Source organism: Streptomonospora mangrovi (genome assembly GCF_027604915.1).
In the GTDB taxonomy this organism is placed as follows: Bacteria; Actinomycetota; Actinomycetes; order Streptosporangiales; family Streptosporangiaceae; genus Streptomonospora; species Streptomonospora mangrovi.
Map to the genome: position 1 here is coordinate 50,901 of NZ_JAJAQC010000028.1, position 26,672 is coordinate 77,572.

The 26,672-nt window shown below is 74.1% G+C and carries 24 protein-coding genes; 12 read left to right on the forward strand and 12 right to left on the reverse strand.

All coding sequences use genetic code 11. From position 1 onward, the window contains the following. Positions 1–83: 83 nt before the first annotated feature. Positions 84–347 carry a hypothetical protein gene (locus tag LG943_RS16815; protein ID WP_270073236.1) on the reverse strand — a complete coding sequence of 88 codons (264 nt, stop codon included), beginning with the start codon at positions 345–347 and terminating at the stop codon, positions 84–86. Positions 348–586: 239 nt separating this feature from the next. Between LG943_RS16815 and LG943_RS16820 the strand changes: the two genes are divergently transcribed. Further along, on the forward strand, positions 587–1,384 hold the full coding sequence (locus tag LG943_RS16820) for a GntR family transcriptional regulator (RefSeq protein WP_270073237.1): 798 nt from the start codon (positions 587–589) through the stop codon (positions 1,382–1,384). A 170-nt stretch (positions 1,385–1,554) separates the two neighbouring features. On the opposite strand, the gene LG943_RS16825 is transcribed toward LG943_RS16820, so the two are convergent. Beyond that, on the reverse strand, positions 1,555–1,782 hold the full coding sequence (locus tag LG943_RS16825) for a hypothetical protein (RefSeq protein WP_270073238.1): 228 nt from the start codon (positions 1,780–1,782) through the stop codon (positions 1,555–1,557). Between the two features lie 257 nt (positions 1,783–2,039). Between LG943_RS16825 and LG943_RS16830 the strand changes: the two genes are divergently transcribed. Together LG943_RS16830 and LG943_RS16835 are read left to right on the forward strand one after the other, a co-directional pair. Then, positions 2,040–2,840, forward strand: coding sequence for a GntR family transcriptional regulator (locus tag LG943_RS16830; RefSeq protein ID WP_270073239.1), 801 nt, complete (start codon positions 2,040–2,042; stop codon positions 2,838–2,840). Positions 2,841–2,875: 35 nt separating this feature from the next. After that, the gene (locus LG943_RS16835) at positions 2,876–3,436 is read left to right on the forward strand and encodes a UTRA domain-containing protein (RefSeq protein WP_270073240.1); all 561 of its coding nucleotides are present in this window, start codon (positions 2,876–2,878) and stop codon (positions 3,434–3,436) included. Between the two features lie 28 nt (positions 3,437–3,464). On the opposite strand, the gene LG943_RS16840 is transcribed toward LG943_RS16835, so the two are convergent. Next, positions 3,465–5,423, reverse strand: a complete 1,959-nt coding sequence (locus LG943_RS16840) for a vWA domain-containing protein (protein WP_270073241.1) — start codon at positions 5,421–5,423, stop codon at positions 3,465–3,467. 79 nt (positions 5,424–5,502) lie between these two features. After that, positions 5,503–6,933 (reverse strand): sigma 54-interacting transcriptional regulator, encoded by a 1,431-nt coding sequence (locus LG943_RS16845; protein ID WP_408648601.1) that lies wholly within the window; start codon positions 6,931–6,933, stop codon positions 5,503–5,505. Positions 6,934–7,122: 189 nt separating this feature from the next. Here LG943_RS16845 and LG943_RS16850 point away from each other — a divergent pair, with 189 nt between their 5' ends. Beyond that, positions 7,123–8,283, forward strand: coding sequence for an FIST signal transduction protein (locus tag LG943_RS16850; RefSeq protein ID WP_270073242.1), 1,161 nt, complete (start codon positions 7,123–7,125; stop codon positions 8,281–8,283). Between the two features lie 212 nt (positions 8,284–8,495). After that, positions 8,496–9,860 (forward strand): hypothetical protein, encoded by a 1,365-nt coding sequence (locus LG943_RS16855; protein ID WP_333486383.1) that lies wholly within the window; start codon positions 8,496–8,498, stop codon positions 9,858–9,860. 85 nt (positions 9,861–9,945) lie between these two features. Here LG943_RS16855 and LG943_RS16860 read toward each other — a convergent pair whose 3' ends face one another. The 3 genes from LG943_RS16860 to LG943_RS16870 form a co-directional block, all read right to left on the reverse strand. Continuing rightward, complete coding sequence (locus tag LG943_RS16860; RefSeq protein ID WP_270073243.1) at positions 9,946–10,485, reverse strand: RDD family protein; 540 nt, start codon at positions 10,483–10,485, stop codon at positions 9,946–9,948. Between the two features lie 107 nt (positions 10,486–10,592). After that, positions 10,593–11,093 carry a transcription elongation factor GreA gene (gene greA / locus LG943_RS16865; RefSeq protein WP_270073244.1) on the reverse strand — a complete coding sequence of 167 codons (501 nt, stop codon included), beginning with the start codon at positions 11,091–11,093 and terminating at the stop codon, positions 10,593–10,595. A gap of 174 nt (positions 11,094–11,267) precedes the next feature. Continuing rightward, positions 11,268–11,675 carry a DUF4307 domain-containing protein gene (locus LG943_RS16870; RefSeq protein ID WP_270073245.1) on the reverse strand — a complete coding sequence of 136 codons (408 nt, stop codon included), beginning with the start codon at positions 11,673–11,675 and terminating at the stop codon, positions 11,268–11,270. Between the two features lie 181 nt (positions 11,676–11,856). Between LG943_RS16870 and mca the strand changes: the two genes are divergently transcribed. From mca to LG943_RS16885, 3 genes are all read left to right on the forward strand, one after another. Next, positions 11,857–12,735 carry a mycothiol conjugate amidase Mca gene (gene mca, locus LG943_RS16875; protein ID WP_270073246.1) on the forward strand — a complete coding sequence of 293 codons (879 nt, stop codon included), beginning with the start codon at positions 11,857–11,859 and terminating at the stop codon, positions 12,733–12,735. A gap of 5 nt (positions 12,736–12,740) precedes the next feature. Then, a complete protein-coding gene (locus tag LG943_RS16880) occupies positions 12,741–12,962 on the forward strand; it encodes a hypothetical protein (protein ID WP_270073247.1) in 222 nt (73 codons plus the stop codon). A 146-nt stretch (positions 12,963–13,108) separates the two neighbouring features. Continuing rightward, positions 13,109–15,103, forward strand: coding sequence for a thioredoxin domain-containing protein (locus LG943_RS16885; RefSeq protein ID WP_270073248.1), 1,995 nt, complete (start codon positions 13,109–13,111; stop codon positions 15,101–15,103). A gap of 36 nt (positions 15,104–15,139) precedes the next feature. Here the strand turns inward: LG943_RS16885 and LG943_RS16890 are convergent, their stop codons facing one another. Then, positions 15,140–16,522 (reverse strand): serine/threonine-protein kinase, encoded by a 1,383-nt coding sequence (locus LG943_RS16890; protein ID WP_270073249.1) that lies wholly within the window; start codon positions 16,520–16,522, stop codon positions 15,140–15,142. 188 nt (positions 16,523–16,710) lie between these two features. Here LG943_RS16890 and LG943_RS16895 point away from each other — a divergent pair, with 188 nt between their 5' ends. The 3 genes from LG943_RS16895 (at position 16,711) to LG943_RS16905 (ending at position 19,875) form a co-directional block, all read left to right on the forward strand. After that, positions 16,711–17,298, forward strand: a complete 588-nt coding sequence (locus LG943_RS16895; RefSeq protein ID WP_270073250.1) for an RNA polymerase sigma factor — start codon at positions 16,711–16,713, stop codon at positions 17,296–17,298. A gap of 133 nt (positions 17,299–17,431) precedes the next feature. Then, positions 17,432–18,193: an isoprenyl transferase gene (locus LG943_RS16900; RefSeq protein WP_270073251.1), complete on the forward strand. Its 762-nt coding sequence runs from the start codon at positions 17,432–17,434 to the stop codon at positions 18,191–18,193. Between the two features lie 404 nt (positions 18,194–18,597). Beyond that, positions 18,598–19,875 (forward strand): PhoH family protein, encoded by a 1,278-nt coding sequence (locus tag LG943_RS16905; RefSeq protein ID WP_270073279.1) that lies wholly within the window; start codon positions 18,598–18,600, stop codon positions 19,873–19,875. A gap of 87 nt (positions 19,876–19,962) precedes the next feature. Here the strand turns inward: LG943_RS16905 and LG943_RS16910 are convergent, their stop codons facing one another. Beyond that, positions 19,963–20,181 carry a hypothetical protein gene (locus LG943_RS16910; protein ID WP_270073252.1) on the reverse strand — a complete coding sequence of 73 codons (219 nt, stop codon included), beginning with the start codon at positions 20,179–20,181 and terminating at the stop codon, positions 19,963–19,965. A 103-nt stretch (positions 20,182–20,284) separates the two neighbouring features. Beyond that, positions 20,285–21,829, reverse strand: coding sequence for an alkaline phosphatase D family protein (locus LG943_RS16915; protein ID WP_270073280.1), 1,545 nt, complete (start codon positions 21,827–21,829; stop codon positions 20,285–20,287). 562 nt (positions 21,830–22,391) lie between these two features. On the opposite strand from LG943_RS16915, the gene LG943_RS16920 reads away from it, so the two are divergent. Beyond that, positions 22,392–23,042 (forward strand): aggregation-promoting factor C-terminal-like domain-containing protein, encoded by a 651-nt coding sequence (locus LG943_RS16920; protein WP_270073253.1) that lies wholly within the window; start codon positions 22,392–22,394, stop codon positions 23,040–23,042. A 118-nt stretch (positions 23,043–23,160) separates the two neighbouring features. Here LG943_RS16920 and LG943_RS16925 read toward each other — a convergent pair whose 3' ends face one another. Together LG943_RS16925 and LG943_RS16930 are read right to left on the reverse strand one after the other, a co-directional pair. Further along, entirely contained in the window at positions 23,161–24,960 is a 1,800-nt protein-coding gene (locus LG943_RS16925; RefSeq protein WP_270073254.1) for a serine/threonine-protein kinase, read from the reverse strand. 194 nt (positions 24,961–25,154) lie between these two features. Then, the gene (locus LG943_RS16930) at positions 25,155–26,543 is read right to left on the reverse strand and encodes a class II fumarate hydratase (RefSeq protein ID WP_270073255.1); all 1,389 of its coding nucleotides are present in this window, start codon (positions 26,541–26,543) and stop codon (positions 25,155–25,157) included. Between the last annotated feature and the right edge of the window lie 129 nt (positions 26,544–26,672).

The window sequence follows — 26,672 nt, forward strand, 5'->3', positions numbered from 1 at the left end:
GGGCGGGCGGTGGGTCCGCGGGGGGCGGACCGTCGCTCGTTCACTGCTTCCTGCGGGGGCGGGTCAGCGGTGACCCGCGGGGGCTAGACCAGCGCGCCGGACCGGCCGAACTCGGGGTCGTCCTCGTCGTCGTCCTCGTCGCGCTCCGCTCCGGTGGGGAGGAAGCGCAGGCCGGTGACGCTGCGGCCCGCGCCCGAGAAGGTGCGGTCGTTGCGGCCGTTGCGCAGGGCGCGGAAGTGGCCGCGGTCGGTGCGCTTGATTCCGATGGTGGCGGCCACGAGCACTCCCAGCACGACGCTGAAGAACGCCACGAGCAGGATCACCATTGCTCCGATTACCAGGGTCATTTCCCCTCCTCTCGCTGCGTGCGAGCGCCCGTCCGACGTTCGCACGGCCCCGGCCGGTGTGGCCGGGAGAGGAATGAACCACTCCTCCGTCTGGTACCGCCTAGGGGGTTTGCCGGTCTCTGTCTCCTCTTCGGCGTTATGCGATTCATTCCTACCTTTAGCATGAGCGCCGGGTGGTGGTTCGTCAACAGGTCTGAGTAGAATCATTCGCACGAATCGGTGAATCACGGGGGGCGGCTGTGGAACCTCAGCACCTGCGCATCGCCGGCGACCTCATGGAGAAGATCGACGAAGGCGACTACGCCCCGGGCGCCCAGCTCCCCACCGAGGAAGAACTGATGCGCGAATGGGGCACCTCGCGCAACACCGTGCGCCGGGCGCTCCAGGAGCTGGCCAACCGGGGCCGGATCGACACCAAGCAGGGCAGCGGCAGCACGGTGCGCCGCTACCGCCCCACCCTCCACCTGGCCTCGCCCGCCCCCGCGGGCTCCGACGCCGAGCGCTACGAGTCCTACATCAACCGCCTCCGCGAGGAGGAGGGCCGGCTGCCCACCGAGCGCCTGGAGGTCGGCCGTGAACCCGCCACCGGCGTGCTCGCCGGGCTGCTCAAGCTCGACCCCGGCGACCCCCGCGCGTTCGTGGTGATCCGGCGGTGCGACCGCGTGGTCGGCCCCCAGTTGTGGCAGCGCCAGGAGTCCTACTACCCCGGCTTCATCGCCGAGGGCACGGAGCTGGAACTGCCCACCGACATCCCCGGCGGCACCAAGGACGTGATCGCCGGGCTGGGCTACCCCCAGACCGGCGCCTGGGACGTCATCGGCGCCAAGATGCCCTCGCTCAAGGACTCCTCGCGGTTCGGGATCGGCCCGGGGGTGCCGCTGCTGGTGCACGAGCGGGTGGCCTACTCGGGGCAGACCCCGATCCGGTTCACCCGCACCACCATGCCCGCCGACCGCCACAAGCTGTTCTACGCCGAGGGCGACATCGACCCCGCGATCCTGAGCACCATCACCGACGTCAGCGTCTACGAGCGCTGAGGGCCGCTCGGGGCTGAGGTCCCCTCGGGGGAGGCGGCGCCCGCCCCCCTCCTCGGCGGGCGCCGCCCTGCCGGACCCCGGAGCCGCGGGGGCCGGCCGACCTTCGGCGGGCCGGCGATCCGGCGGCCCGGGCACCGGCCCGGCCACCAGGTCTCGGCGGCCCGCTGTTCTCAGTTCACCCGTGGTCCGGCGGCGCTGCCGGAGAGGTCGTCGGGGGTGCGCGCGTCGTCGGGCGCGGTACGTGCGCGGGGGACCAGGGCGCCCAGGTCGGGGCGCTCCCGGCGGCGGTCCGGGGCGGGGCCGTCGGAGCCCTCGCCCTTGCCCATCGAGGCGGCCAGTGCCATGCCCACCGCGAAGGCCGCCACCACCACGGCGGCCACGATCACAACAGTCAGCATCGTCCCTCCTCTCCTGCGCCGTGCGGGCGCCCGTCCGACGCCCGCACGGCCGCCGCGCCGTGCGGCGCGGCAGGGGGAACGCCTCCGCGGGGACCGGACACGCGACCCGGGGGGACTTGATCATCAAGTCATTGGGGTCTAGTGTCCTAGTCAACTCATTGGAGTCGTACCCACAAGTCAACTGTGCGGCGCGATTGTGGCGCCGTCAAGACTTACGGGTAGACTTATCGGAACGAATTCCGCGCTGTGGAGCGACGATGGAACCCCGGCACCTGGTGATCGCCCGTGCGCTGCTGTCCGACATCGACGGCGGCCGCTACGAGCCGGGCGACAGCCTGCCCACCGAGGAGCAGCTCATGGCCTCCTACGGCACGTCCCGCAACACCGTGCGGCGCGCGCTCCAGGAACTGGCCAACCGGGGGCGCATCGACATCAAGCAGGGCAGCGGCAGCACGGTGCGCCGGCCCCGCCGGCCGATCGTGCACGTCGCGTCGTCGATCGAGGGGATCCCTGACGACGAGCGCTACGCCCGCTACGTCGAGCGCATGTCCAAGGAGCAGACCGAGGAGCCGCGGCTGCGGTTCCAGGCCCGGCGCGAACCCGCCGCCGGCCGCATCGCGCGGCTGCTCAAGATCGATCCCAACCGGCCCGGCGCGTTCGTGCTGTGCCGCCGCTGCGACCGCCTGTTCGGCGCGCGGCTGTGGGAGCGCCAGCTCAGCTACTACCCGGGCCACATCGCCGAGGGGTCCGAACTGGAGACCCCCGAGGACATCCCCACCGGCACCAAGGAGGTGCTGGCCGCCATGGGCTACCCGCAGACCCGGCACTGGGACGTCATCCGGGCCGAGATGCCCTCGATCAAGGACTCCGACCGCTTCGGCATGGGACCCGGGATCCCCCTGCTGGTGCACGAGCGGCTGGCGTTCTCCGGCGACACCCCGATCCGCTACACCGTGACCCGGATGCCCGCGGACCGGCACCACCTGATGTACGTGGAGGGCGACACCTCCGAGGACGACCTGCTCGACGCGCTCCAGGCCAACACCTACGACGACTGACTGCTGAAGAACCGCACCCCGAAAAGGTGTTCTGTATGAATGATGGCAACGGTGCCTTCCGTTACCCGGCCTCCCGCGAGCACGTGCGCGACTCCAAGGTCACCCACGACGCCTTCGACCAGTTCGTGGTCGACTCCGGCCGCGCGCCGAGCAAGCGGCTGGCCGTCCAGCGGCACGACTCCGTGCCCCAGCCCATCGCCGACCGCCTGGGCACCCCGGCGGCCGTGAGCCGCCGCGCCGTGCGCGAGATCGACGGCCGCGCGGTCGCGATCGAGACCTCCTACTACCCGGCCGACCTCGCCGAGGGCACCCCGCTGGTGGAGGAGGCCGACATCCCCGCCGGCACCATCAGCGTCCTGGCCGGGCTCGGCCACGCCCAGACCGGCTACCAGGACGAGTTGACCGCCCACCAGATCGGCCCCAACGAGGCCGCCGACCTCGGCGTGGCCGAGGGCACGCCCGCGCTCCAGTCCGTGCGGACCGTGTGGTCGGCCTCGCGGGTGCTGCGGGTGACCGTCACCGTGAGCCCGCTGGGCGGCGGCCTGGTCATGTGCTACGAGACCGGGGCGCCCGCCCCGGTGTCCCTCGGCGGCTGAGCCTCCGGGGCGCCAGGGGGCCGGCCGATCAGCCGGCCCTGCGGCGGCGGCTGAGGAAGTCCCGCACCACGTAGCCGCCGAGGCGGTCGGGGTCGGGGCGCACCACCCGGCCGCCGTTGCGGCGGGCCACCTCGTCCACGAACCGCTCCAGCCGGGGGTCGTCGGCCAGCAGGAACACGTTGAGCGCGGCCCCGCGGCGGGTCATGCGGTCGACCTCAGCCAGGGTGGCGGCCGTGGTGTCGGCCGAGGGCGGCCAGGCGAACGCCGCCGACCCGTCGCGCAGCAGGTGCGCCGTGGGCTCGCCGTCGGTCACCACCAGCACGATCGGCTCGAAGTCGGGGTGGCGGTCCAGGTGCCGCCCGGCCAGCAGCAGCGCGTGCTGGAGGTTGGTGCCCTGGACCGGCTCCCACGACAGCTCGGCCAGGCCGTGCGCCGGGAGTTCGCGGGCGTAGTCGCTGAACCCGATGATCTGCACCGCGTCCTGGGGGAAGCGCGTGGTCACCAGGGAGTGCAGCGCCATGGCGGTCTGCTTGGCACTGCCCCACAGGTCGCGCAGGGCCATCGAATAGGACAGGTCCACCAGCAGGCACACGGCGGCGGCGTCGCGGCGCTCGGTCTCGACCACCTCGAAGTCCTCCGGGCGCATCCGGATCGGACCGCCGGGTTCGGCCGCGCCCCGCCCGATCGCGTTGCGCAGGGTGCGCACCACGTCCAGCGGCTCCTCGTCGCCGAACTCCCAGGGCCGGCTCGCACCGGTGGGTTCGCCCCAGCGGCCGGCGGAGTCGGCGGCGTGCCCGCCGGAGCGGCTGTGCCCGGCGGTGTCGGCGAAGACCTCCCGCAGCGCGGTCTCGCCCAGGCGGCGCACCGCCTTGGGGGTCAGCCGCAGCCGGTTGCGCGAGCCCTCCAGGTAGCCCTGGTCGCGGAGTTCGCGCTCCAGGGCGCGCAGCCGCTCCAGGTCGTCCACGGCGGGGCGGCCCAGCGCCCGGCGCACGGCCTCCTCGTCGATGTCCTCCAGTCCGGCCCCGGCGTAGCCCTGGCTCAGCGCGGTGTCGAGTTCGGCGAGGTCGGCCAGCTCCTGCACGGCGGTGGTGGCGTCGCCCGCGCCCAGCCCTTCGGGGCCGTCGAGGTCCTCGGCGCCGCCCCAGGCGAGGTCGGGGCGGCGGGCGCGCAGCGCGCCGGAGAGGCGGTCCAGGGCGTCGGCCAGGCCCGACTCGCGGGCGGCCTGGTCCATCAGCCCGCCCAGTTCGGCCCGCTGCTCGGGGGTGAGGGAGTCCATCATGCGCTGGGCGGCGGCGGCGCGCCGCGCCAGGGTGTCGACCAGCTCCTCCAGGTTCCGCGGCCGGGGCTCCTCGGGGAACATGCCGCCGTAGGCGTCCATGAACCGGTCGAAGTCCTCCTGGGTGTGCTCGCCGCGCTCGTCGTCGGCCAGCATGGCGTTGAGCGCCTCCACCATCTCGCGCACCCGGGCCAGGTCCTCGGGCGTGCTGTGCTCCAGCGCCTGCTTCATGCCCTTGAACCGGGTGTCCAGGACCTCGCGGCGCAGCAGGTCGCGCAGCTCCTCGAAGCTGCGCCGGGCCGCCTCCGAGCGCCACTGGTAGTCGGCCAGGCGGCGCACGGCCGCCGCGGTGTCCTCGGGCAGGGCGTCCAGTTCGGCCTCGCGGAAGCGGGCGTCGTCGGAGGGGTCGGGGAACAGCTCGGCGCGCTCCTGGCCGATCGCGCGGTCCAGCAGCGCGCGCGCCTGCTCCAGGGTGCCGTCGAGCCGGCCGCGCGCGCGGACCTGCTCGCGGCGCTCGCGCACCCGGCGCAGCAGGTCGTCCAGGCCGCTCACGCCCTGGGTGCCGCGGCGCAGCAGGTCGCGCAGGGCCCGCAGCGGCTTGGCGCCGGCCATGATGTCGCGGCCCAGTTCGTCCAGCGCGGCGCGGACGTCGTAGGGCGGGGCGAGCGGGTCGGGGCCGTCGTCGTAGGGGCCGTATCGGAAGCGGTCCACGGGTGGTCTCCCTTCGCCGCGGGCGCGGCGGTGCGCGGCCGGGCGCCGCGCCGGCGGCGGCGCGGCGCCCGTGCGCGGGTCAGGTCCGGTAGACGGTGCGGTCGCGCACGGTGTCCTTGGACAGCCGCCGGTTGAGGTAGAGGCCCTCCAGCGCGAACTCCACCGCCGAGGCGGCGAACCCGGGGGTCTCGCCGGTGCCCTCGTCGGGGGAGAGGCGGGCGATGAGGTCGGCCAGGCCGGGCAGCGGACCGACCCCGCGCAGCAGGTCGGCGGCGCTGACCAGTTCGCCGGTCTCGACGGTGCCGCCCTCGGCGAACAGGTCGGTCAGCCCGGTGAGGTCGGCCCCGCCCAGGGTGGCGCGGAAGGTGTCGGCGGTGGCGCGGCGCAGCAGGTGGGCCAGCACCTCGGTCTCGCGGCCCTCCTCGCCGACCTCGAACTCGACCTTGCCCTGGAGGGTCTCCACGATCGGCGGGAGGTCGCACACCCGGGCCACCGGGGTGTCCTCGCCGGTCAGCGCGCCCCGGCGCAGCGCCGAGGCCGCCACGGTCTCGATGCCGGCGATGGCGAACCGCGCCGACACCCCCGAGCGGTCGTCCACCGAGGCGGAGTCGCGGACCAGGCGGGTGAACCGGGCCACGGTCTCGACCAGGTGCAGGGGCACCACCGCGCCGGCGGGGAGGTCGGCCTCCTGGCGGACGAGGTCGATCTCGTCGGAGAGGTCGGGCGGGTAGTGGGTGCGGACCTCGGCGCCGAAGCGGTCCTTCAGCGGCGTGATGATGCGGCCGCGGTTGGTGTAGTCCTCGGGGTTGGCGCTGGCGACCAGCAGGACGTCCAGCGGCAGCCGCAGCGCGTAGCCGCGGATCTGGATGTCGCGCTCCTCCAGCACGTTGAGCAGCGCCACCTGGATGCGGGCCGCGAGGTCGGGGAGTTCGTTGAGGCAGAACACGCCCCGGTTGGTGCGCGGCACCAGGCCGTAGTGGACGGTCTCGGGGTCGCCCAGGCTGCGGCCCTCGGCGAGCTTGACCGGGTCGATGTCGCCGATCAGGTCGCCCACGCCGGTGTCGGGGGTGGCGAGCTTCTCGCCGTAGCGGTCGGCGCGGTGCCACCAGGACACCGGGAGGTCGTCGCCGTGTTCGGCGGCCAGCGCCCGGCAGCGCGCGCACACGGGGTCGTAGGGGTGGTCGTTGATCGGGCAGCCCTCAACGACGGGGGTCCATTCGTCCAGCAGCCCGGAGACGGTGCGGATCAGGCGGGTCTTGCCCTGCCCGCGCTCACCGAGCAGGACGAGGTCGTGGCCGGCCAGCAGCGCGCGCTCGACCCGGGGCAGCACGGTGTCGTCGAAGCCGACGATGCCGGGGAACCGGGGTTCGCCGGCGCGCATGCGGCGCAGCAGGTTGTCGCGGACCTCGCCCTTGACGGTGCGGCGCACGTGCCCCGAGGCGCGCAGGGCGCCCAGGGTGGCGGGGAGGTCGGCGGGGGCGGTGTGGCCAGAGGCAGCGGCGGCAGACACAGCGTCGAGTCTATGCCCGCGCGCCGATTTGGCCAGTGGCCCGGCCCGCCCCGCGCGCGGGGGCCGGGCGCGGGGCGGGGCGCGCGGGGCGCGCCGCGAAATACCGCGGGTGCCGCGCGGGTTTGAGGGCGTAGGACTGGGAGTATGGTCCCGGTGTGCCATATCGGACGAACGATGCGAGGTGGGGGCGTGGCGGGGTTCGGTGACGCGCTGGCGACGGGCGCCGATCTGGTGAGCGCCGCGGAGCGCGCCGCGCTGGACGCCCTGCGGCCCCTGGACGGCGCCGCCGACCTCGTCTGCTTCTTCGTCAGCGGCGCCGACCCCGACGAGGTCGTGCTGGCCGGCGAGCGCGTCATGGCGCTGGCCGAGGGCGCGGTCACCCTGGGCTGCACCTCCACCGGCGTGGTGGGCGGCGGCCGGGGGGTCGAGGGGCAGGGCGCGGTCAGCGTGTGGGCGGCGCGGCTGCCCGACGTCACGCTGACCCCCTTCCGGCTCGACGCCATCCCCGAGGGCGACCACCTCGCGGTGGTGGGCATGCACCAGCCCGACCCCGAGGACCGCGCGGCGCTGCTGCTGGCCAACCCCTACGAGTTCCCCGCCCAGTCGTTCGTGGAGCGCTCCACCGACGCCCTGGGCGGGCTGCCGATCGTGGGCGGCCTGGCCGACGGCATGCGCGGCGAGGAGTCCGTGCGGCTGTTCTCCGACGGCGAGGTCGCCGAGTCGGGCGCCGTGGGCCTGCTGCTGGGCGGGGCCGGGGTGGTGGGCACCGTGGTCAGCCAGGGCTGCCGCCCGATCGGGCCGGCCATGGCGGTGACCAAGGCCGAGGGCAACGTGGTGCTGGAACTCGCCGGGGCGCCCGCCTATGAGCGGCTGGAGGCGCTGGTCAACGCGCTGCCGCCCGAGGAGCAGGAACTCGCGGCCATGGGGCTGCACATCGGGATCGCCATGGACGAGTACGCCGACCGCCACGAGCAGGGCGACTTCCTGGTGCGCTCGGTGCTGGGCGCCGATCCGGAGGCCGGGTCGCTGAGCATCGGCGACACGGTGGAGGTCGGCCAGACCGTGCGGTTCCAGGTCCGCGACCACGACTCCGCCGCCGCCGACCTGGTGGAGCGCCTGCGCGCCTTCGGCGAGGAGCACGCCGGGCACACCGGGGCGGCGCTGCTGTTCTCGTGCAACGGGCGCGGCGCGGGCATGTTCCCCACCTCCGACCACGACATCCGCTCGGTGCAGCAGAACCTCGGCATCGTCAACGTCGGCGGGTTCTTCGCCGCCGGCGAGATCGGCCCCGTCGCCGGACGCAACCACGTGCACAGCTTCACCGCCTGCCTGCTGGCCTTCCGGAGCTGACCCCGGCCCGCCGGGGCTGATTCCGGCCGGCCTGTTCCGTCGGGGCTGGTGGCCGCCCTCTGCCGCCTCCCCGCGCCCAACCTTTACCGGCGCGCGCCCGCCCGGGGCGGCGCGCCGCCTTGGCCGCCCGCCGTGCCCGCGTGCTTACTGGACGTGTTCCACGGTGAGGGGGTCGGGCGATGTCGTGCGCCTGGAGGCGGGCCGGTGCCGCCGTGCTGTCGAGTGTGGTGCTGGCACTGCCGCTCGGGGCCGGCGCCCCGGCCGCGGCGTCGCCCCGGTCCGCCGCAGACGGCCGGGGCTGGATCCAGGAGGACCTGGCGCGTGCCGACGCGGTGGGCGCGCGCGGCGGCGCCGGCGGCCTGCGCACGGCCGTCGGCACCGCGCCGGGGGCGTCGCTGCGCACCGCCGCCGCGCCCGCGCCGGGCGCCGTCGCGGTCTTCCCCGCCCACGGGCTGGCCCGCCCCGCCTCGGCGGTGGACGTGCGGGCCGAGGCCACCGCCGGCGCGGTGCTGCTGGAGGCGCGCGGGGTGCGCGCCGACGGCATGTGGACGGAGTGGCGGTCGGTCGGCCCGATCACCGTGCCGGCCGGGGCCGCCCGGAGCGGCGAGGAGGTCGGCGGCCGCGTGCGCCTGCCCGAGCCGGTGGACCGGGTGCAGGTGCGCGTGGGGTTCGGCGCCGCCGAGCCCGCCGGAGCGGCGGCCGTGCTGGAGTCGGTGCGGCTGCGCCCGGTGCAGCGCACCGCGCCGGAGGAGCCCTCGGCGGCCCCCGAGGGGGAGTCGTCGTCGGCGCCCGGCGGGGCGGAGGGGGAGCGCCCGGCCGACCGGCCGTTCTCGGCGCGGGTGTTCGCCACCCGCATCGGGCACGTCGGCGGCACCACCGCCAACGGCCACACCGTCCGCGAGAACGACCACTTCGTGGCGCTGCCCTCGCGGCGCGGGCTGAGCGGGCGCGGCGCCGGCGACTACACCGTGCGGGTGTGCGCCGAGGACGGCGAGCGCCGCTGCGCCTACGCGCCGGTGTGGGACGTGGGGCCGTGGAACATCCGGGACGACCACTGGAACGCCGAGCGCGAGGAGTGGCGCGACCTCCCGCGCGGGCTGCCCCAGGCCCAGGCCGCCTACGAGGACGGCCACAACGGCGGACGCGACGGGTTCGGCCGCGAGGTCGCCAACCCGGCGGGCATCGACCTCGCCGACGGCACGTTCCGGGACGGCCTGAAGTTGCCCACCAACGCCTGGGTGCGGGTGGACTACCTGTGGACGGCCGGGTACGACCACCCGGCAAGCATCACGGCCGCGCCCGAGACCCAGCCGGTGCCGGTGCGCGCGGGGCCGGGGATGTCCCACGCCGAGCGCGGGGTGGCCGCCCACGCGGCGGCGGTGGACGTGGTCTGCCGGGTGCCCGGCGACGAGGTGACCGGCCCGCAGGGGGCCAGCGACGTGTGGTTCGCCATCGGGGCGGGCGACTACGTTCCGGCGGCCAACGTGAGCGGCGGCGACTCCGCGCCCACCTGCCGCGAGGGCGAAGGTGAGGGCGAGGGGGCGGACGGCGCCCGCGATGGCGGGAGCGGGGGCTGAGCGGCGCCCCGCGCGGTCAGCGGGCGGCCGGCGGGCCGGTCGCACCGCGAGGGTGGTCGCGTACCCACCTCACAGGACAGAACGGCTAGTCGCGCACCACGATCGTGCCGGCGGCGCGGTCGTGCAGGGTGCGGCGCCCCTCGTCACCGAGGCACCACAGGCAGTCCAGCAGCGTGAAGACGTGGCCGACGCACAGCAGGCACTGCGGCAGCCCGAACAGCAGGGCGCGCCCCACGGTCTGGCCCTGGCCGAGCCGGGAGCCGTCGGCCCGCACCACCCGGACGCGCACCATCATCTTGCCCAGGGTGCGCCCGCCGGCGATGTGGAACAGCCAGTCGTAGAAGAAGAGCAGCACGCCCCAGCCGAAGAGGATGAGGTAGGCCCACGCGTCGTAGAAGCCGTCCTGGGGCTCGCCGCCCTGCAACGACGCCGGGTTCACCAGCACGGTGACGATGAAGAACATGAACGCGAACATCGTCAGCAGCGTGTAGTCGATCAGCCGCGCGCCCAGGCGGCGGCCGAAGCCGGCGACGGGGGGTTCGGCCCGGTGCGGCGGGCCGGGGTAGGGCGCCGGACCCGGCGGCGGGGGGTTCCAGGCGTTCCAGCCCGGTGGGGAATGGTTCACCCCGGAATGGTCCCACTCCCGGGCGCCCGCCCGCCAACCGGCGAAGGGTGCACAACGCGGAAGGGGCGGCCCGTGGCCGCCCCTTCCGCGTATGCGCGTGGGCGGGGCTATTCCGACCCGTAGGGGACGGCGTCGATGATCTCGACCGAGAGGCTGCGTCCGTTCGGCAGCGTGTAGCTGGCGGTCTCGCCGATCTTCTTGCCGTTGATCGCGCTGCCCAGCGGCGACTTGGGGGAGTAGACGTCGATCGGCGCCCCGCTCTCCTCGCGGGAGGCGAGCAGGAAGGTGACCTCCTCGTCGTCGCCCTCGAACTTGATGGTGACGGTCATGCCGGGGCTGACCACCCCCGTCTGCTTCGGGGCGCCGCCCACCCGCGCGTTGCGCAGGATGGTCTGGAGCTGGGCGATGCGCGCCTCGATCTTGCCCTGCTCCTCCTTGGCGGCGTGGTAGCCGCCGTTCTCGCGGAGGTCGCCCTCCTCGCGCGCGGCCTCGATCTTGTCGGCGATCTCGATGCGACCCGTGCCCGTCAGGTGCTCCAGCTCCGCTTTGAGCCGGTCATACGCCTCCTGGGTGAGCCAGGTGACGTTGTCATCGCGGGTCTCGGTCACGGGAACTCCTTGAGTACGTCTAGGACTAGCGGCCGGATCGGCCGTAGCTGAACTTACGAGATTATCACCGGGCCGCTGGTAGGGCCGGGTGATAAGCGCTGGTCCGCGCCGGTGCGGGCGGTGGGGCGTGGCCGGGGTCGGGCCGGAGGGTCGGGGCGCTCCAGGTGGGTCGACTTACCTTGTCGAACCTTGTTCCCTGCACGAGCCCACTTCTACCGCCGAAGCCTCACGAATCGTGTCGACGGTCGCGGTGACGTCGCGGATACCGGACTCGACCTCGACGGTCCGCTGGCCCACCTCGACGTGGCGGGAGTCGCGCGCGGTGATGACGCACTCGGCCGGTGCGCTGCTGTTGACCTGGAAGGTGACCGACGCCTCCTCGGCGGAGTCGACACTCCAGGCGACCACCTGCACCGAGACCCCGCCGGACCCGCCGTAGCTCATGAGCGCCAGGCCCCAGCCGATGGTGAACACCACGGCCGCCGCGATGCCGACGACGAAGAAGACGGGGGTGTTCCCCAGGCGTCGCTGCGCCCCGGGCGCGGGAGCGCCGGACGCGCGGTCAGCGGGGCTGTCGGCCATGCGGGAATCTCCGAACGTGGGGTCTACGTTGTCTAAGATTAGCCCCGTCCCGGGCCGCCCCTGCTCCACCCCCGTCCCGCATGTCACGGGCCGGCGGCGAGGGACGATTCGCGCCAGGGCGGGCGCCTTCCACGCCCGTACTTTCGTGTTCAGCGACTACCCAAAAAAGGGGATTTGTCCGTTGTCCGAGCGCTTGCGGCTGATGGCCGTGCATGCCCACCCCGATGACGAGTCCAGCAAGGGCGCGGCCACCATGGTCCGCTACGTCAACGAGGGCGCCGAGGTCCTCGTCGTCACGCTGACCGGCGGCGAGGCCGGGTCCATCCTCAACCCCGCGATGGACCGGCCCGAAATCCGCGACAACATCGCCGAGGTCCGCCGCCAGGAGATGGCCGCGGCCCGCGAGATCCTCGGCGTGCAGCAGGAGTTCAGCGGGTTCGTCGACTCCGGCCTGCCCGAGGGCGACCCCCTGCCGCCGCTGCCCGAGGGCTGCTTCGCCGTCCAGCCCCTGGAGGTCGCCTCCGAGCCGCTGGTGCGCTCGGTCCGCGCGTTCCGCCCGCACGTGATGCTCACCTACGACGAGCAGGGCGGCTACCCCCACCCCGACCACATCATGACTCACAAGGTGTCGGTCGAGGCGTTCGAGGCCGCCGGCGACCCCGACCGCTACCCCGGCACCGGCGACCCCTGGCAGCCCTCCAAGCTCTACTACCACGTGTCCTTCCCGCGCGAGCGGTTCGAGCGCATCAGCGAGCTGATCGAGCGGCGCGGCCTGGAGAACCCCTACGCCGAGTGGCTGGAGCGCATGAAGGACCGCGACTTCCCGCAGTGGGAGATCACCACGCGGATCAAGTGCGACGAGTACTTCGAGGTGCGCGACCGCGCGCTGATCGCCCACGCCACCCAGATCGACCCCAACGGGTTCTGGTTCGCGGTGCCGATGGACATCCAGCGCGAGGCGTGGCCGTACGAGGACTACCACCTCGCCCGCTCGCTGGTGGACACCGACCTGCCTGAGGACGACCTCTTCGCGGGCATCCGCGAGACGGTGGCAACATGAACACCATGACCGCACTTGCGCAGTTGGCCGAGGCCGACCTCGCCACCGACACCATCACCCCCGGTGTGCTCGGCTTCCTCGCCGTGTTCTTCGTGGGCGCCTGCCTGTACTTCCTCATGCGGTCGATGCGCAACCGCCTGGCCGCGGTGCGCTTCGACGAGGACGCCCCCGCCGGTCCGGCGGCCACCCCGGGCGCCGCGGCCGACGACCCCGCCCGGCGCTCCTAGCGGCGCCCGTGCGCCCGGCCACCCGCGCGGCCGGGCGCACCGGCGACCCCGCCCCACGGGGCGCGGGGGCGGTCCGGTGGCCCCGCGCGATCGCGCGCCGCCACCCCGCGCGGTAGCGCCCGCGCCCGCGTGGGCAGAGTGGGGTTATGGCCAACCGTCTCGCCGAAGCGACAAGTCCCTACCTGCTCCAGCACGCGGGCAACCCGGTCGACTGGTACCCCTGGGGCGACGCGGCGTTCGCCGAGGCCCGGCGCCGCGACGTGCCCGTCCTGCTATCGGTGGGCTACGCCGCCTGCCACTGGTGCCACGTGATGGCGCACGAGTCCTTCGAGGACCCCGCCACCGCGCGCATGATGAACGCCGGGTTCGTCAACGTCAAGGTCGACCGCGAGGAGCGGCCCGACGTCGACGCGGTCTACATGGAGGCCACCCAGGCCATGACCGGCCAGGGCGGCTGGCCCATGACCGTGTTCCTCACTCCCGACGGCGCGCCCTTCTACTGCGGCACCTACTTCCCCCGCGAGCACTTCCAGCGGCTGCTCCAGGGCGTGGCCCGCGCCTGGGACGAGGAGCGCGAGGGCGTGGTGGAGCAGGGCCGCCGTGTGGTCGAGGCGCTGAGCGGCCCCCGCTCGCTGGGCCGGGGCGGCGCGCCCGGCGCCGACGCGCTGGACGCCGCCGTCGAGGCGCTGGCCGCCGACTTCGACACCGCCAACGGCGGGTTCGGCGGCGCGCCCAAGTTCCCGCCGTCCATGCTGCTGTCCTTCCTGCTGGCCAACCACGCCCGCACCGGGCGCGACCTCCCGCTGTCCATGGCCGCGCGCACCGCCGAGGCGATGGCCCGGGGCGGCATGTACGACCAGCTCGGCGGCGGGTTCGCCCGCTACTCGGTCGACGCCGGGTGGGTGGTGCCGCACTTCGAGAAGATGCTCTACGACAACGCCCTGCTGCTGCGCGCCTACACGCGGCTGTGGCGCGCCACCGGCGACCCGCTGGCGCGCCGCGTGGCGCTGGAGACCGCCGAGTGGATGATCGCCGACCTGGGCACCGACGAGGGCGGGTTCGCCTCGGCGCTGGACGCCGACAGCGAGGGCGAGGAGGGCCGCTACTACGTGTGGACCCCCGCCGAGCTGCGCGAGGCGCTGGGCGAGGACGACGCCGCCTGGGCGGCCGACCTGTTCGGCGTCACCGACGACGGCACCTTCGAGCACGGGTTCTCCGTACTGCGGCTGCCCGCCGACCCCGACGACCCCGAGCGCCACGCGCGGGTGCGTGCCGCGCTGCTGGCCGCCCGCGGCCACCGGGTGCGGCCCGCCCGCGACGACAAGGTGGTCGCGGCCTGGAACGGCCTGGCGGTGGCCGGGCTCGCCGAGGCGGGCGCGCTGCTGGAGCGGCCCGACCTGGTGGCGCGCGCCGAGGCCGCCGCCGACCTCGTCGTCGGCGTGCACCTGCGCGAGGGCCGCCTGGCCCGCACCTCCCGCGACGGCGCGGCCGGTCCCAGCGCCGGGGTCCTGGAGGACTACGCCGACCTCGCCGAAGGGCTGCTGGCCCTGCACGCGGTCACCGGCGACCCCGGGCGGCTGGAGCTGGCGGGCCGCCTGCTCGACACCGTGCTCGACCGCTTCGCCGACGACGAGGGCGGCTTCTACGACACCGCCGACGACAGCGAGGCCCTGTTTAACCGGCCGCAGGACCCCACCGACGGCGCCACCCCATCCGGCCGCTTCGCCGCGGCGGGCGCGCTGCTGACCTACGCCGGCCTCACCGGCTCCGAGCGCCACCGCCGGGCCGCCGACGAGGCGCTGGCGCCGGTCGGCCTGCTGGCCGCCAAGGCGCCGCGCGCCGCCGGGTGGGGCATGGCCGTGGCCGAGACCCTGCTCAGCGGACCGCTGGAGATCGCGGTGGTCGGCCCGGCCGGCGACCCCGCCACGGCCGAGCTGCACCGCACCGCGCTGATGGCGGCCCCCCTGGGCACCGCCGTCACGCTGGGCGACGGCACCGACGACCGCGGCGTCCCCCTGCTGACCGGCCGCCCCCTCGTGGACGGGGGGCCCGCCGCCTACGTCTGCCAGGGCTTCGCCTGCCGCCTGCCGGTCACCACACCCGCCGACCTGCGGGAGCAGATTGCGGTGGGGCGCGGCTAGGGGGGCGGCGATCCGCCGCCGACTCCCCGGCGGGTGCTAGTGCGCCAGGTGGGTGGCGGCGATCATCTGGTACACCACGTCGGGGCGGGACTCCGGTTGGCGGATCTCCAGGTAGAGGGTGGCGTCGCGGCGGGTGCTGGTCAGGGCGGCCACGCTGATCGCGCCGCCGCCCGCGCAGTGCGGCCACTGCCACAGCTCCCCGGACCAGTCGGGGTCGTCGAACGCGCGCCGGTGCACCCGCCCCGTGCACGGCGCGCCGCCCAGCAGGGCCTCCAGGCGTCGGCCGCCGCCCGGCAGCAGCGCCGCGAACACCCCCGACACCGGTGCCCCGCGCTCGTCCCAGCGGTCCAGGTCGGTGGCCACCAGCACGCCGGCGGGCGCCTCCTCGCCGAGGGGCGCCCGGTCGCCGCCCGGGGCGGCGCGGTCGTTGTGGAACTGCCGCGCCCACGCCTCGGGCACGGCCAGGTGCAGCCCGCCGGCGGCGTAGCGCACCTCGGTCAGCGGCACGGCGGGGGAGGCCGCGGCGGCCGTGGTCCCGGCGAACAGGAACAGCGCCGCCGCCGACAGCGACGCCGCGCGCCGCCACAGCGGCCGGTGGCGGGTCCACCAGGGGATGTCGGCGTGGAGTTCGGGGGACATCCGGATGGCGCGGATGCGGTCGGTGAACACCTTGGCGTCGGGCGGGCGGGCGTTGCGGTCCTCGGCCAGCGCCGACATGATCAGGCTGTCCAGGGCGCGGGGGATCCCCGGGCGCAGCCGCCGGGGCGGCACCCGCACCGGCGGGGGCGGCGGGTGGCGGCCGGTGATCAGCTCGTAGGCCACCGCGCCCAGGGAGTAGACGTCGGCGCGCACGTCGAGGTCGCCGCCGGGGCCGTGCTGCTCGGGGGACATGTAGCCGGGTGTCCCGGCCGCCGCGGTGAACCCGGAGGCGCCGTCGATGCTCTTGGCGAACCCCAGGTCGGCCACCAGCACCCGCTGACCCACCGGCGACGACTGGAGCAGCACGTTGGAGGGCTTGATGTCGCGGTGGATGGTGCCGTGGCGGTGGAGGACGGTGACGCCTTGGCCGATTTCGGTCAGCAACCGCAGCGCCTCGTCCAGTGGCAGCGGCCCCTTGGCGATGAGGTCGGCCACGCTGCCCTGGTCGGCGTAGGGCATGACGAAGTAGGGGCGGTCGTCTGGCAGCGTGCCGATGTCGTGCACCCGGACGAGCCAGGCGGAGTCGGCCTGGCGCAGGATCCGGGCCTCCTCCATGAAGCGATGGTGCACGTCAAGCTGGTGGGTCCAGTTCTCGGCGAGCACCTTGACCGCGACGGGGGTGTCGAGGCGGTCGTCGTGGGCGAGCCACACGGTCGCGAACGACCCCGAACCGAGATGGCGAATGACGCGGTATCGACCGAAGCTCTCCGGTTGTGCCACAGGTACTGCCTTACCAGTGCCGTCTGTGCCAAACGTGGCCCGAACACTGTACACAGGGCCGGAACGGGCCAGTTCGCGGTGTCGTACCCTACGCGCCGGAGGGGGATGTGACCCTCGGATGTGAACCCCATAGTGGGTGCTGGGCGTGTACCCCACGCCGACAGTCTCCAGACCAGGGAGCTTCAGCCGTGCCGAACAGTGAGAAGGCCCCGGGACCCCGCCGGCCTGCCGCGCGGATCGACGACCCCCTCGAAGAACTGGCCCGGCGGGCGCGCGACGGCGACTCCGCGGCGCTGGACGAACTGCTGCGGCGTATCCAGCCCGAGGTGCTGCGCCGCTGCGCCCGCTTCCTGCCCTACCGGCAGGACGCCGAGGAGGCGTGCCAGGACGCCCTGCTGCGCGTCGCCCGCAACATCGGCGGATTCAAGGGCGATTCGCTCTTCACCACGTGGCTGTATACGGTGGTCTCGAACTCGGCGCGGCAGACGTACCGGTCGATGAAGCGGCGCTCCGCGGAGCTGCCCACCGAGGCCGACCGCATCCCGCACCAGCGCGACCCCCGTACCACCAGCGTCATCGCCGGCTCCCGGATCGACCTGCTGGAAGCGCTCGACCAGCTCGAACGCGACCGCCCCAACCTGGTGGCCCCGTTGGTGCTGCGCGACCTCTGCCAGATGGACTACAAGGAGATCGCCGCCGAACTCGACCTCGCGCTGGGCACGGTGAAGTCCCGTATTCACGAGGGACGCAAGCATGTGCGCGCGTCACTCCAGTGACGAAACCGCGCGAACCGGCCTAGGCTGGAGGGGCCGGCGTGCCAGGCCCGGTGCGGCCGCGCTGAGTCCAGTGCTGGCCCACGGCGCGGCGAAGGGCCGCGCCGTCACCGAACGCGGCGAAAGGTAGCGTCCCATGGGGTTCCGTGATCCCCTCTACTGGCTGTACGAGCGCCGGCTGGAGCGTGCACTCGGCACCTTCGAGATCCCCCGGCACGTCGGCGTCATCCTCGACGGCAACCGCAGGTGGGCCAAGATCAGCGGCCTGTCCAGCGCCAGGGAGGGCCACCAGGCCGGGGCCGAGAAGATCTTCGACCTGCTGGGCTGGTGCGACGAGGTCGGCGTGCAGGTGGTCACCCTGTGGCTGCTGTCCACCGACAACCTCGCCCGCCCGCGCGAGGAGCTGGAGCCGCTGCTGGGCATCATCGAGGACACGGTGACCCGGCTGCGGCGCGAGGGCCGGCACGTCAACCCCATGGGCGCCCTCGACCTCCTGCCCGATTCCACCGCCCGCGTGTTGAAAGAGGCGCATGCGGCGACATCCGGCAACTCCGGCCTGATTGTGAATGTTGCGGTCGGGTATGGAGGAAGGCGTGAGATCGCTGATGCGGTTCGGTCGCTCCTCCTCGCCGAGGCGGCCAAAGGCACCAGCATCGAGGAACTCGCCGAGCGCCTCGACCTGGAGCACATCGCCGAGCATCTCTACACGCGTGGCCAGCCCGATCCGGATCTCCTCATCCGCACCTCGGGCGAGCAGCGCCTCTCGGGGTTCCTGCTCTGGCAGAGCGCGCACTCGGAGTTCTACTTCTGCGAGGTCTTCTGGCCTGCCTTCCGCAAGGTGGACTTCCTGCGTGCGCTGCGAGCCTACGGCGCGCGCAACCGGCGGTTCGGCTCCTGAGCCGGCGCCGCCAGGCCGCACCGCCGCTTTTGCCGCCTCCGGCGACCGCCATCCGGCGATAACGGGGGAAACCTCGCAAATACGGCGTAACGGGGTGTTCACATGCCGTGCGACCTGGGGGTCTTGCTCTTTCCAAGGAGCCGGGTACCGTCGGAGAGAGTGGACGGTGCGCATCCGTTCACGCGGGAGGCCCCGAACGCTTGAGGTCCTGGCACGATGCGGAACTCATGGTGACGAGGGCCGGTCCCGGCCCTCGCGGGGCTGGTCCCGGTCCTTGGTATCCCGTGAGACAAGGGCGCCCGCGCGGCGCCCAAGGGGAGACACGAGTGGCTAGTTCCTCGACCGACCGCCGTGCCGACGACACTCCCGACTCCACCGGCCCCCGGGCCGGCCGGCGCACCTACGTGCTCGACACCAGCGTCCTTCTGGCCGACCCCGCGTCGATCAGCAGGTTCGCCGAGCACGCCGTGGTGCTGCCGATCGTGGTGATCACCGAGCTGGAGAGCAAGCGCCACCACCCCGAACTGGGCTACTTCGCCCGTGAGGCGCTGCGCCGGCTGGACGACCTCCGCGTGGAGCACGGCACCCTCGACGTCGACCTCCCGGTCAACGACCAGGGCGGCACGCTGCGGGTGGAGCTGAACCACAGCGATCCGACGGTGCTCCCGGCCGGTTTCCGGCTGGGCGACAACGACACCCGGATCCTGACGGTGGCGTGCAACCTCCAGGCCGAGCTGGCGGAGGAGGGCGGTGACATCGTCCTCGTCAGCAAGGACCTGCCGATGCGGATCAAGGCGTCCTCCATCGGGCTGCGCGCCGACGAGTACCGCGCCGAGCTGCCCGTGGAGCACGGGTGGACCGGCATGGCGGAGCTGGAGGTGCCCGCGCACGAGGTCGCGGCCCTGTTCGAGGACGGCACCGCCGAGGTCGAGGCCGCGCGCGACCTCCCCTGCCACACCGGCCTGGTCCTGGTCTCCGAACGCGGCAAGGCGCTGGGCCGGGTGCTCCCCGACAAGTCGGTGAAGGTCGTCAAGGGCGACCGCGACGTGTTCGGGCTGCACGGCCGCAGCGCCGAGCAGCGCATCGCCCTGGACCTGCTCACCGACCCCGACGTCGGCATCGTCTCGCTGGGCGGGCGCGCCGGCACCGGCAAGTCCGCCCTGGCCCTGTGCGCGGGCCTGGACGCCGTGCTCGAACGCGGCCAGCACCGCAAGGTCATGGTGTTCCGGCCGCTGTACGCGGTGGGCGGCCAGGAACTGGGCTACCTGCCCGGCACCGAGAACGAGAAGATGTCGCCCTGGTCGCAGGCGGTCCACGACACCCTCTCAGCGGTCACCTCGCCCGAGGTCATCGAGGAGGTCGTCGACCGCGGCATGCTGGAGGTCCTGCCGCTCACCCACATCCGCGGCCGCTCGCTGCACGACGCGTTCGTCATCGTGGACGAGGCGCAGTCGCTGGAGCGCGGGGTGCTGCTCACCGTGCTCTCCCGGCTGGGCGAGAACTCCCGCGTGGTCCTCACCCACGACATCGCCCAGCGCGACAACCTGCGGGTGGGCCGCCATGACGGCGTGGTCGCGGTGGTCGAGAAGCTCAAGGGCCACCCGCTGTTCGCCCACATCACGCTGACGCGCTCGGAGCGCTCGCCGATCGCGGCCCTGGTCACCGAGATGCTGGAGGGCTGACACGCGTACGCCGCCCGCTCCGCGCACTCGGGCGCGGGGCGGGCGGCGGCGTTCTCCCGTCAGCCGGTGCCGGGCGGTGGGCGCCGGCTAGCCCAGCGGCGTGTGCCGGTGCTCCTTCCCGGTGCCCGCGCACATGCGGCACTCCTCGGTGACGCGCTCCCAGACGATCATGCCGTCGCCGTCGGTGACCGGGCGCTCCGGTGACCAGCGGCCGGTGCCCGCGCAGAAGCGGCAGACGAGGTCGGCGCGCCCGCACCACGGGCAGTCGGTGAGCGCGCAGCACTCCCGGGTCGGTGTGGTGTCCATCAAGCCCCCTCCGGAAACCGGGGGTAGCCTCCCACACCCGCTGTGAGGGAGTCCAGGCCGCGCGCGGCCCGCCGGAGCCGGGATCGGCGGACCGCGCGCGGGCTCAGCGGCCGCGTTCGGGGGTCAGCGTCGTGGACCACAGCGCGTCGCCGTTGGCGTCGCGCAGGGTGACGGTGAACTCCTTGCTCGCGCGGTCGATCTCGACCTCGCCGAAGTGCTGGTAGCCCTCCATGGGCGAGGTGTTGGCGCGCGGCGGCGCGTGCACGAACACCGCCTCGGGACCGAAGGTGGGGTCCAGTTCGCTGGGGCCGAACGCGCCGGCGTGCAGCGGCCCCGACACGAACTCCCAGAAGGGGGTGAACTCCTTGGCCGTGGCCCGGTCGGGGGAGTAGTGGTGGGCGGCGGTGTAGTGGACGTCGGCGGTCAGCCACACCACGTCGCGCACGCCGGAGCGGTGCAGCCGGTGCAGGACCCGCTCGATCTCGGACTCGCGGCCGCGCGGGCGGCCGGGCAACCCGTTGGCCACGGCCTCGATCGCGTCGCCGTCGGGGACGATCAGGCCGATGGGCATGTCGGAGGCCACCACCTTCCAGGTGGCCGTGGAGCGCCGCAGTTCGCGCACCAGCCAGTCGGCCTGGCGCCGGCCCAGGACGTCCTCGTGGCGGGCGGTGCCCGGCGAGTTGGGGTCGCGGTAGGGCCGCATGTCGATGACGAACACGTCGAGGTCGGGGCCGTAGGAGATCCGGCGGTAGATCCGGCCGTCGACCGCCTCGGAGGGGACGATGGGCTGCCACTCGTGGAAGGCGCGGTGGCCGCGCCGCGCCAGGACGTCGACCTCGCGCACGGTGTAGCGGTCGTCCTCCAGCACCTCGCCGGGGTACCAGTTGTTGGTGACCTCGTGGTCGTCCCACTGCACGATCTGGGGCACCCGCGCGGAGAACTCCCGCAGGGTGTCGTCGAGCAGGTTGTAGGCGTACTGGCCGCGGAACTCCGCCAGGGTCTCGGCGACCTTGGACTTGGCCTCGGTCACCAGGTTGCGCCACACGCGGCCGTCGGGCAGCGTCACGGACTCCTGGAGGGGGCCGTCGGCGTAGCAGGTGTCGCCGCTGTGCAGGAAGAAGTCGGGCTCGCGGTCGGCCATGGCCGCGAAAATCGGCATGCCGCCCAGGTCGGGGTTGACGCCCCAGCCCTGCCCGGCGACGTCGCCCGACCAGGTGAAGCGGATGGCGTCGCCGCCGCCGGCGGTGCGGAAGGAGCCCTCGACCACGCGGCTCTCGGCGCGGTCGGACTCCGCGCGCACCCGCACGTAGGTGCGCCGGCCCGGGCGCAGGCCGGTGATGCGCACGCGGCCGGTGCCGTCGTTGTCGGGCAGCAGGTGCGGGCCGCGCACCACGCGGGAGTCCTTGAAGTCGGGGCGGTGGCTGACCTCCACGACCATCCGCGAGGGGCGGTCGGCGCGCGTCCACACCACGGCGCCGTCGGGGCGGGGGTCGCCCAACTGGATGCCGTGGGTGAGTTCGGGGCGGTTGCGGCCCTGGGCCAGCGCGGGGGCGCCGGGCAGCCCGGCCAGGGCGGCGGCGCCCAGGCCGGCGGCGCCGTAGCGCAGCACCGAGCGCCGCGCGGGCGGGGTGGCGGGGGACGGGGGCACGACGGCGGGCACGGGGGCCTCCTGCGGGTGGGGACGTCGGGGCTCGCCCAGTGGTTCTATCGCACGCCGTGTTCGGGCAGGCCAACCGCGGATTAACGGTCACCGACGCCGCCGGCCGGCGCCGGCGCCGGCCGGCGGCGTCGCGTGAGTGAACGATGCCACGGCCAGGGCGGCGCGGCCACCGCGCACGCAGCGTGTCCGCGGCGGCGTCGCGCCGACCGGGGCGGACGGGTCGCACGCCTGGTTGGCGCGCTGATGGGGATCGTGGGGCTATGTCCTGTTTCGCGGTAACCGTCGGTAATGTGAAACAGCTCACTCGCCAAAACGAGTTACCCAGTCGTGATCATGCGGCAAGGTGGTTCCCGTTGTGTAAGGAGCCCTTGGGGCGCGCGTGACGCTTCCTTTGCCCCCGGCGTCCGCGTACCGGCCCTTCGCAGGCGAGCCCGGCCGGCGGTCCGCAGGACCCGCACCTCGCCTTCCCCCGAATTCATCAGCCACCCCAGGGCAATTCAGGTCGATCGCGCACGCGCCGCCGGATGCGCGACTGACGAAAGGGCAGTTCTTGCTACTCAACCGGATCTCGCTGCGCGTCGCCGCCGGTGTCGGCTCGGCGGCGGTGGTCGCCGGCGCGGCCTTCACCCTCACGGCCTTCGCCGACCAGAGCGCCGGCCCGGAGGACACCGCCACGGCCGTGGTCCCCGACGCGGCAGGCTCCCCCGACTTCTTCGCCGGCGCCCAGGAAGTGTCCCCTTCCCAGCTCCAGCAGCAGCGCGACCAGGTGCGCGACCAGATCGAGGAGGTCGCCGGCCCGGTGAGCGGGTCGGCCACCACCGAGGAGGAGCAGAAGGAGGAGGAGCCCGAGCCCGAGGACACGGGCGACTCCTCCGGCGGCGGAGCCAGCGTGCCCGCCGGCGACCCCAAGGCCATCGCCCAGGGCATGCTCGCCGACTACGGCTGGGGCGCCGACCAGTTCTCCTCCTGCCTGGAGCCCCTCTGGGAGAAGGAGAGCGGCTGGAACCCCAGCGCCGAGAACCCCAGCTCGGGGGCCTACGGCATCCCGCAGGCGCTGCCCGGCAGCAAGATGGCCACCGCCGGCTCCGACTGGCAGACCAACCCGGCCACCCAGATCGAGTGGGGCCTGGGCTACATCCAGGACCGCTACGGCTCGCCGTGCGAGGCGTGGGCGCACTCCCAGGCCAACGGCTGGTACTAGCGGCCGACACCGGCGCGCGGGCGCGCGCCGACCGACGCGTCCGGACGCCCGGCGGGGCCACCCGCCGGGCGTCCGCGCGTTCGGGGGCCCGCCGGGGGCGCGGCGCGGGCTCCGGCGGTCAGCGGGGCGCGAAGGACTCCACCGCGCGCTCGTAGACGGCCTCGTAGTCGTCCCGGTGGTCGGCGGGGACGTTGATGGTCACCGCGTAGGTCTCCTCGCCGATGGTCACCAGGTGGGTGGCGAAGTAGCGGCGCGGCGTGGGCCAGTCCTCGTGGCTGAACTCCGCCTGCCAGCGGGCGACGTCCCACTCGGCGGAGAAGCCGCCGCCGTCGACCTCGGTCATCTCCAGCGCCTGGTAGTCCGACACCTTGGGGTCCTCCTGGAACTCCCGGTGGTCGGCCTCGATCCAGCCGTAGCTGGTGTCGGGGTCGGCGGAGCCGTTGACCCAGCCGTCGACGTAGAGCAGGTGGTCGCCGTCGGGCTCGAACCGCACGTAGGCGTCGTCGCTGATCGCGGTGTCGTCCACCGACCACTCGGCGGGGTAGTCCACGGTGTACCAGGACGACCGGAAGGTCTCGTAGCGGGTCCAGTCGCGGGTGACCAGCACCACCGCCACCACCAGCACCACCACCAGGATCAGCGCGCCGGCGACGATGGCCACCGGCACCCCGGCGTCGCCCCGGCGGCGCCGGGCGTCGGGCAGGGTCGCGGGCCCCTGGCCGGCGTGGCCCGGGGGCGGGGTGTGCGGGCCGGAGGGGTGCGGGGTGGCCGGCCCGCCGTAGGGGCGCGGCGTGGCCGGGCCGCCGTGGGGGTGGGGCGTGGTGGGTCCGCCGTAGGGGTGCGGGGTGGTCGGGCCGGGGTGCCCCGGGGGCGGTGCGGCGCCGCCGAAGGGCGCCCCCCGGGGGCCGGAGGGACCGGACGGCCCGGAGGGGTGGGGGGTGTCGGAGCCCAGCCGCCCTGCGGGGGGCGGGGTGTGCGGACCGGAGGGGTACCCGGCGGCGCCCGGGGCCGCGCCGCCCGCCGCCCACACCCCGGTGCGCGGGCCGGTGGCCGAGCCGGCGGGGGCGTGCGGGCCGGTCGCCGTCCGGCTCGCGGCGCCGGAGCCGCGCAGCAGCTCCAGCGCGGCGTCGGCGGTGAGCCGGGCGGCGGGATCGCGCTCCAGCAGCCCCGCCACCACCGGCGCCAGCGGCCCGGCGAAGGACAGCGGGGGCAGCGGCGCCGACAGCACCGCCGCGATCGCCGCCGTGATGGAGTCGCGGCGGAACGGCGACTCCCCGTTCAGCGCGGTATAGAGGGTCACCCCCACGCTCCACAGGTCCGAGGCGGGGGTGGCCTGCTCGCTGCGCAGCCGCTCGGGCGACATGTACTCCGGCGAGCCGACCAGCGCGCCGGTGCGGGTGATGGAGGCGCCGCCCTCCATGGTCGCGATGCCGAAGTCGGTGAGCACCACCCGGTCGCCCTCGCCGAGCATGACGTTGCCCGGCTTGATGTCGCGGTGCACCACCCCGTTGGCGTGCGCGGCGCGCACCGCCTCCAGCAGCGCCCCGGCGACCGCCGCCGCGCGCTCGGGCGGCAGCGGACCGGTGCGGCCGATCTCCTCCTGGAGGGAGCGGCCCCGGATCAGCTCCATGACGACCCAGGGGTGCCCCTCGAAGTCGAACACGTCGTGGATGGTGATGACCGAGGGGTGCGACACCCGCGCCGCCGTCTGGGCCTCGCGGCGCACCCGCGCGTGGGCGTCGGCGCGCTCGGCCTCGGTGAGGTGCCCCGGCAGCAGGACCTCCTTGACGGCGACGGTGCGCTCCAGGCCGGTGTCCAGCGCCTGCCAGACCACGCCCATGCCGCCGCGGCCCAGTTCGCGCTGGAGGAGGTAGCGGCCGGCGACCGTGCGCGCGTGCTCGCCGCTGTCAAGTGCCATCAGGGCGCCTCTCCGGGGGAAGGGGTACTCCAGCAGGGTACTCAGCGGGCCGCGCCGGGATCGAGCGTTCGCGGGGCGCTGACCGCAACCGGGCGCGGGCCGGCGCTGCCCGGCGCAGTCGAAGGGGGCCGGTCGCCCGGCCCCCTCCCGCGTCGCGCGCCGGCCCCGCCGGCCCTACCCGGACCTCACCGGCCTCACTGCGAGTTGGTCATCCGCAGCACGTCCAGGGCCTCGTCCAGTTGGGCCTCGGTGAGCTTGCCGTCGGCGACGTAGCCGCGCTCCAGCACCACCTCGCGGATGGTCTTGCGCTCGGCCAGCGACTGCTTGGCGACCTTGGCGGCCTCCTCGTAGCCGATGTAGCGGTTGAGCGGGGTGACGATGGAGGGGGAGGACTCCGCGTACTCGCGGCAGCGCTCCACGTTGGCCTCGATGCCCGCCACGCAGCGGTCGGCGAAGACCCGCGAGACGTTGGCCAGCAGCCGGATCGACTCCAGCACGTTGCGGGCGATCATCGGAAGCTGCACGTTCAGCTCGAAGTTGCCGGCCGAGCCGCCGAAGGCCACCGCCGCGTCGTTGCCCACCACCTGCGAGGACACCTGGAGCATCGCCTCGCACAGCACCGGGTTGACCTTGCCCGGCATGATCGAGGAGCCCGGCTGGAGGTCGGGCAGCAGGATTTCGGTCAGGCCGGTGCGCGGGCCCGAGCCCATCCACCGGATGTCGTTGGCGATCTTGACGAACCCGACCGCGATCGTGCGCAGTTGGCCCGACAGCTCCACCAGGCCGTCGCGGGCGCCCTGGGCCTCGAAGTGGTCGCGCGCCTCGGTCAGCGGCAGGCCGGTGGCCGCGGCGATCTCGGCGATGACCCGCTCGGCGAAGCCCTCGGGGGTGTTGATGCCGGTGCCCACGGCGGTGCCGCCCAGCGGCAGCTCGGCCACGCGCGGCAGGGTGGCCTCAACGCGCTCCACGCCGTAGCGCACCTGCGCGGCGTAGCCGGCGAACTCCTGGCCCAGCGTCACCGGCGTGGCGTCCATGAGGTGGGTGCGCCCGCTCTTGACGACGGTGGCGAACTCCTCGGCCTTGGCCGACAGCGCGGCCTCCAGGTGCCGCAGCGCCGGAACGAGGTCGTTGACCAGCGCCGAGGTAGCGGCGATGTGGATCGACGACGGGTAGACGTCGTTGGAGGACTGCGAGGCGTTGACGTGGTCGTTGGGGTGCACGGGGGCGCCCAGCCGCTCACTGGCCAGGGTGGCCACGACCTCGTTGGTGTTCATGTTGCTGGACGTGCCCGAGCCGGTCTGGAACACGTCGATGGGGAACTCGGCGTTCCACCGGCCCTCGGCGACCTCCAGGGCGGCCTCGCGGACGGCCTTGGCCAGGTCCTCGGGGATCACGCCCAACTCGGCGTTGACCTTGGCCGCCGCCGCCTTGATGTGGCCCAGGGCCGCGATGTTGGCGTGCTCGATGCCCTGGCCGGAGATCGGGAAGTTCTCCACGGCCCGCTGGGTCTGCGCGCGCCACTTGGCCTCGGCGGGGACCTTGACCTCGCCCATCGAGTCGTGCTCGATGCGGAATTCGCTCATTGCTGTAAGACACCTCCACAGGAACCTGAACCACAGACTGCCAGACCCGGCGAGCGCCGCGCGCGGCAACCCCGGCGCCCCCGCCTGCGGGTTCGCCGGTCAGGGCGGGGGCGGGCTGTGGCGGCCGCG

Excerpts from the sequence above, each read along its gene's own strand:
- LG943_RS16930 (WP_270073255.1), bottom strand. The coding sequence starts at position 26,543 with ATGAGCGAATTCCGCATCGAGCACGACTCGATGGGCGAGGTCAAGGTC.
- LG943_RS16900 (WP_270073251.1), top strand. The coding sequence starts at position 17,432 with ATGGGGTTCCGTGATCCCCTCTACTGGCTGTACGAGCGCCGGCTGGAG.
- LG943_RS16925 (WP_270073254.1), bottom strand. The coding sequence starts at position 24,960 with ATGGCACTTGACAGCGGCGAGCACGCGCGCACGGTCGCCGGCCGCTAC.
- LG943_RS16870 (WP_270073245.1), bottom strand. The coding sequence starts at position 11,675 with ATGGCCGACAGCCCCGCTGACCGCGCGTCCGGCGCTCCCGCGCCCGGG.
- LG943_RS16825 (WP_270073238.1), bottom strand. The coding sequence starts at position 1,782 with ATGCTGACTGTTGTGATCGTGGCCGCCGTGGTGGTGGCGGCCTTCGCG.
- LG943_RS16910 (WP_270073252.1), bottom strand. The coding sequence starts at position 20,181 with ATGGACACCACACCGACCCGGGAGTGCTGCGCGCTCACCGACTGCCCG.
- LG943_RS16880 (WP_270073247.1), top strand. The coding sequence starts at position 12,741 with ATGACCGCACTTGCGCAGTTGGCCGAGGCCGACCTCGCCACCGACACC.
- LG943_RS16815 (WP_270073236.1), bottom strand. The coding sequence starts at position 347 with ATGACCCTGGTAATCGGAGCAATGGTGATCCTGCTCGTGGCGTTCTTC.
- LG943_RS16835 (WP_270073240.1), top strand. The coding sequence starts at position 2,876 with ATGAATGATGGCAACGGTGCCTTCCGTTACCCGGCCTCCCGCGAGCAC.
- LG943_RS16885 (WP_270073248.1), top strand. The coding sequence starts at position 13,109 with ATGGCCAACCGTCTCGCCGAAGCGACAAGTCCCTACCTGCTCCAGCAC.
- LG943_RS16830 (WP_270073239.1), top strand. The coding sequence starts at position 2,040 with ATGGAACCCCGGCACCTGGTGATCGCCCGTGCGCTGCTGTCCGACATC.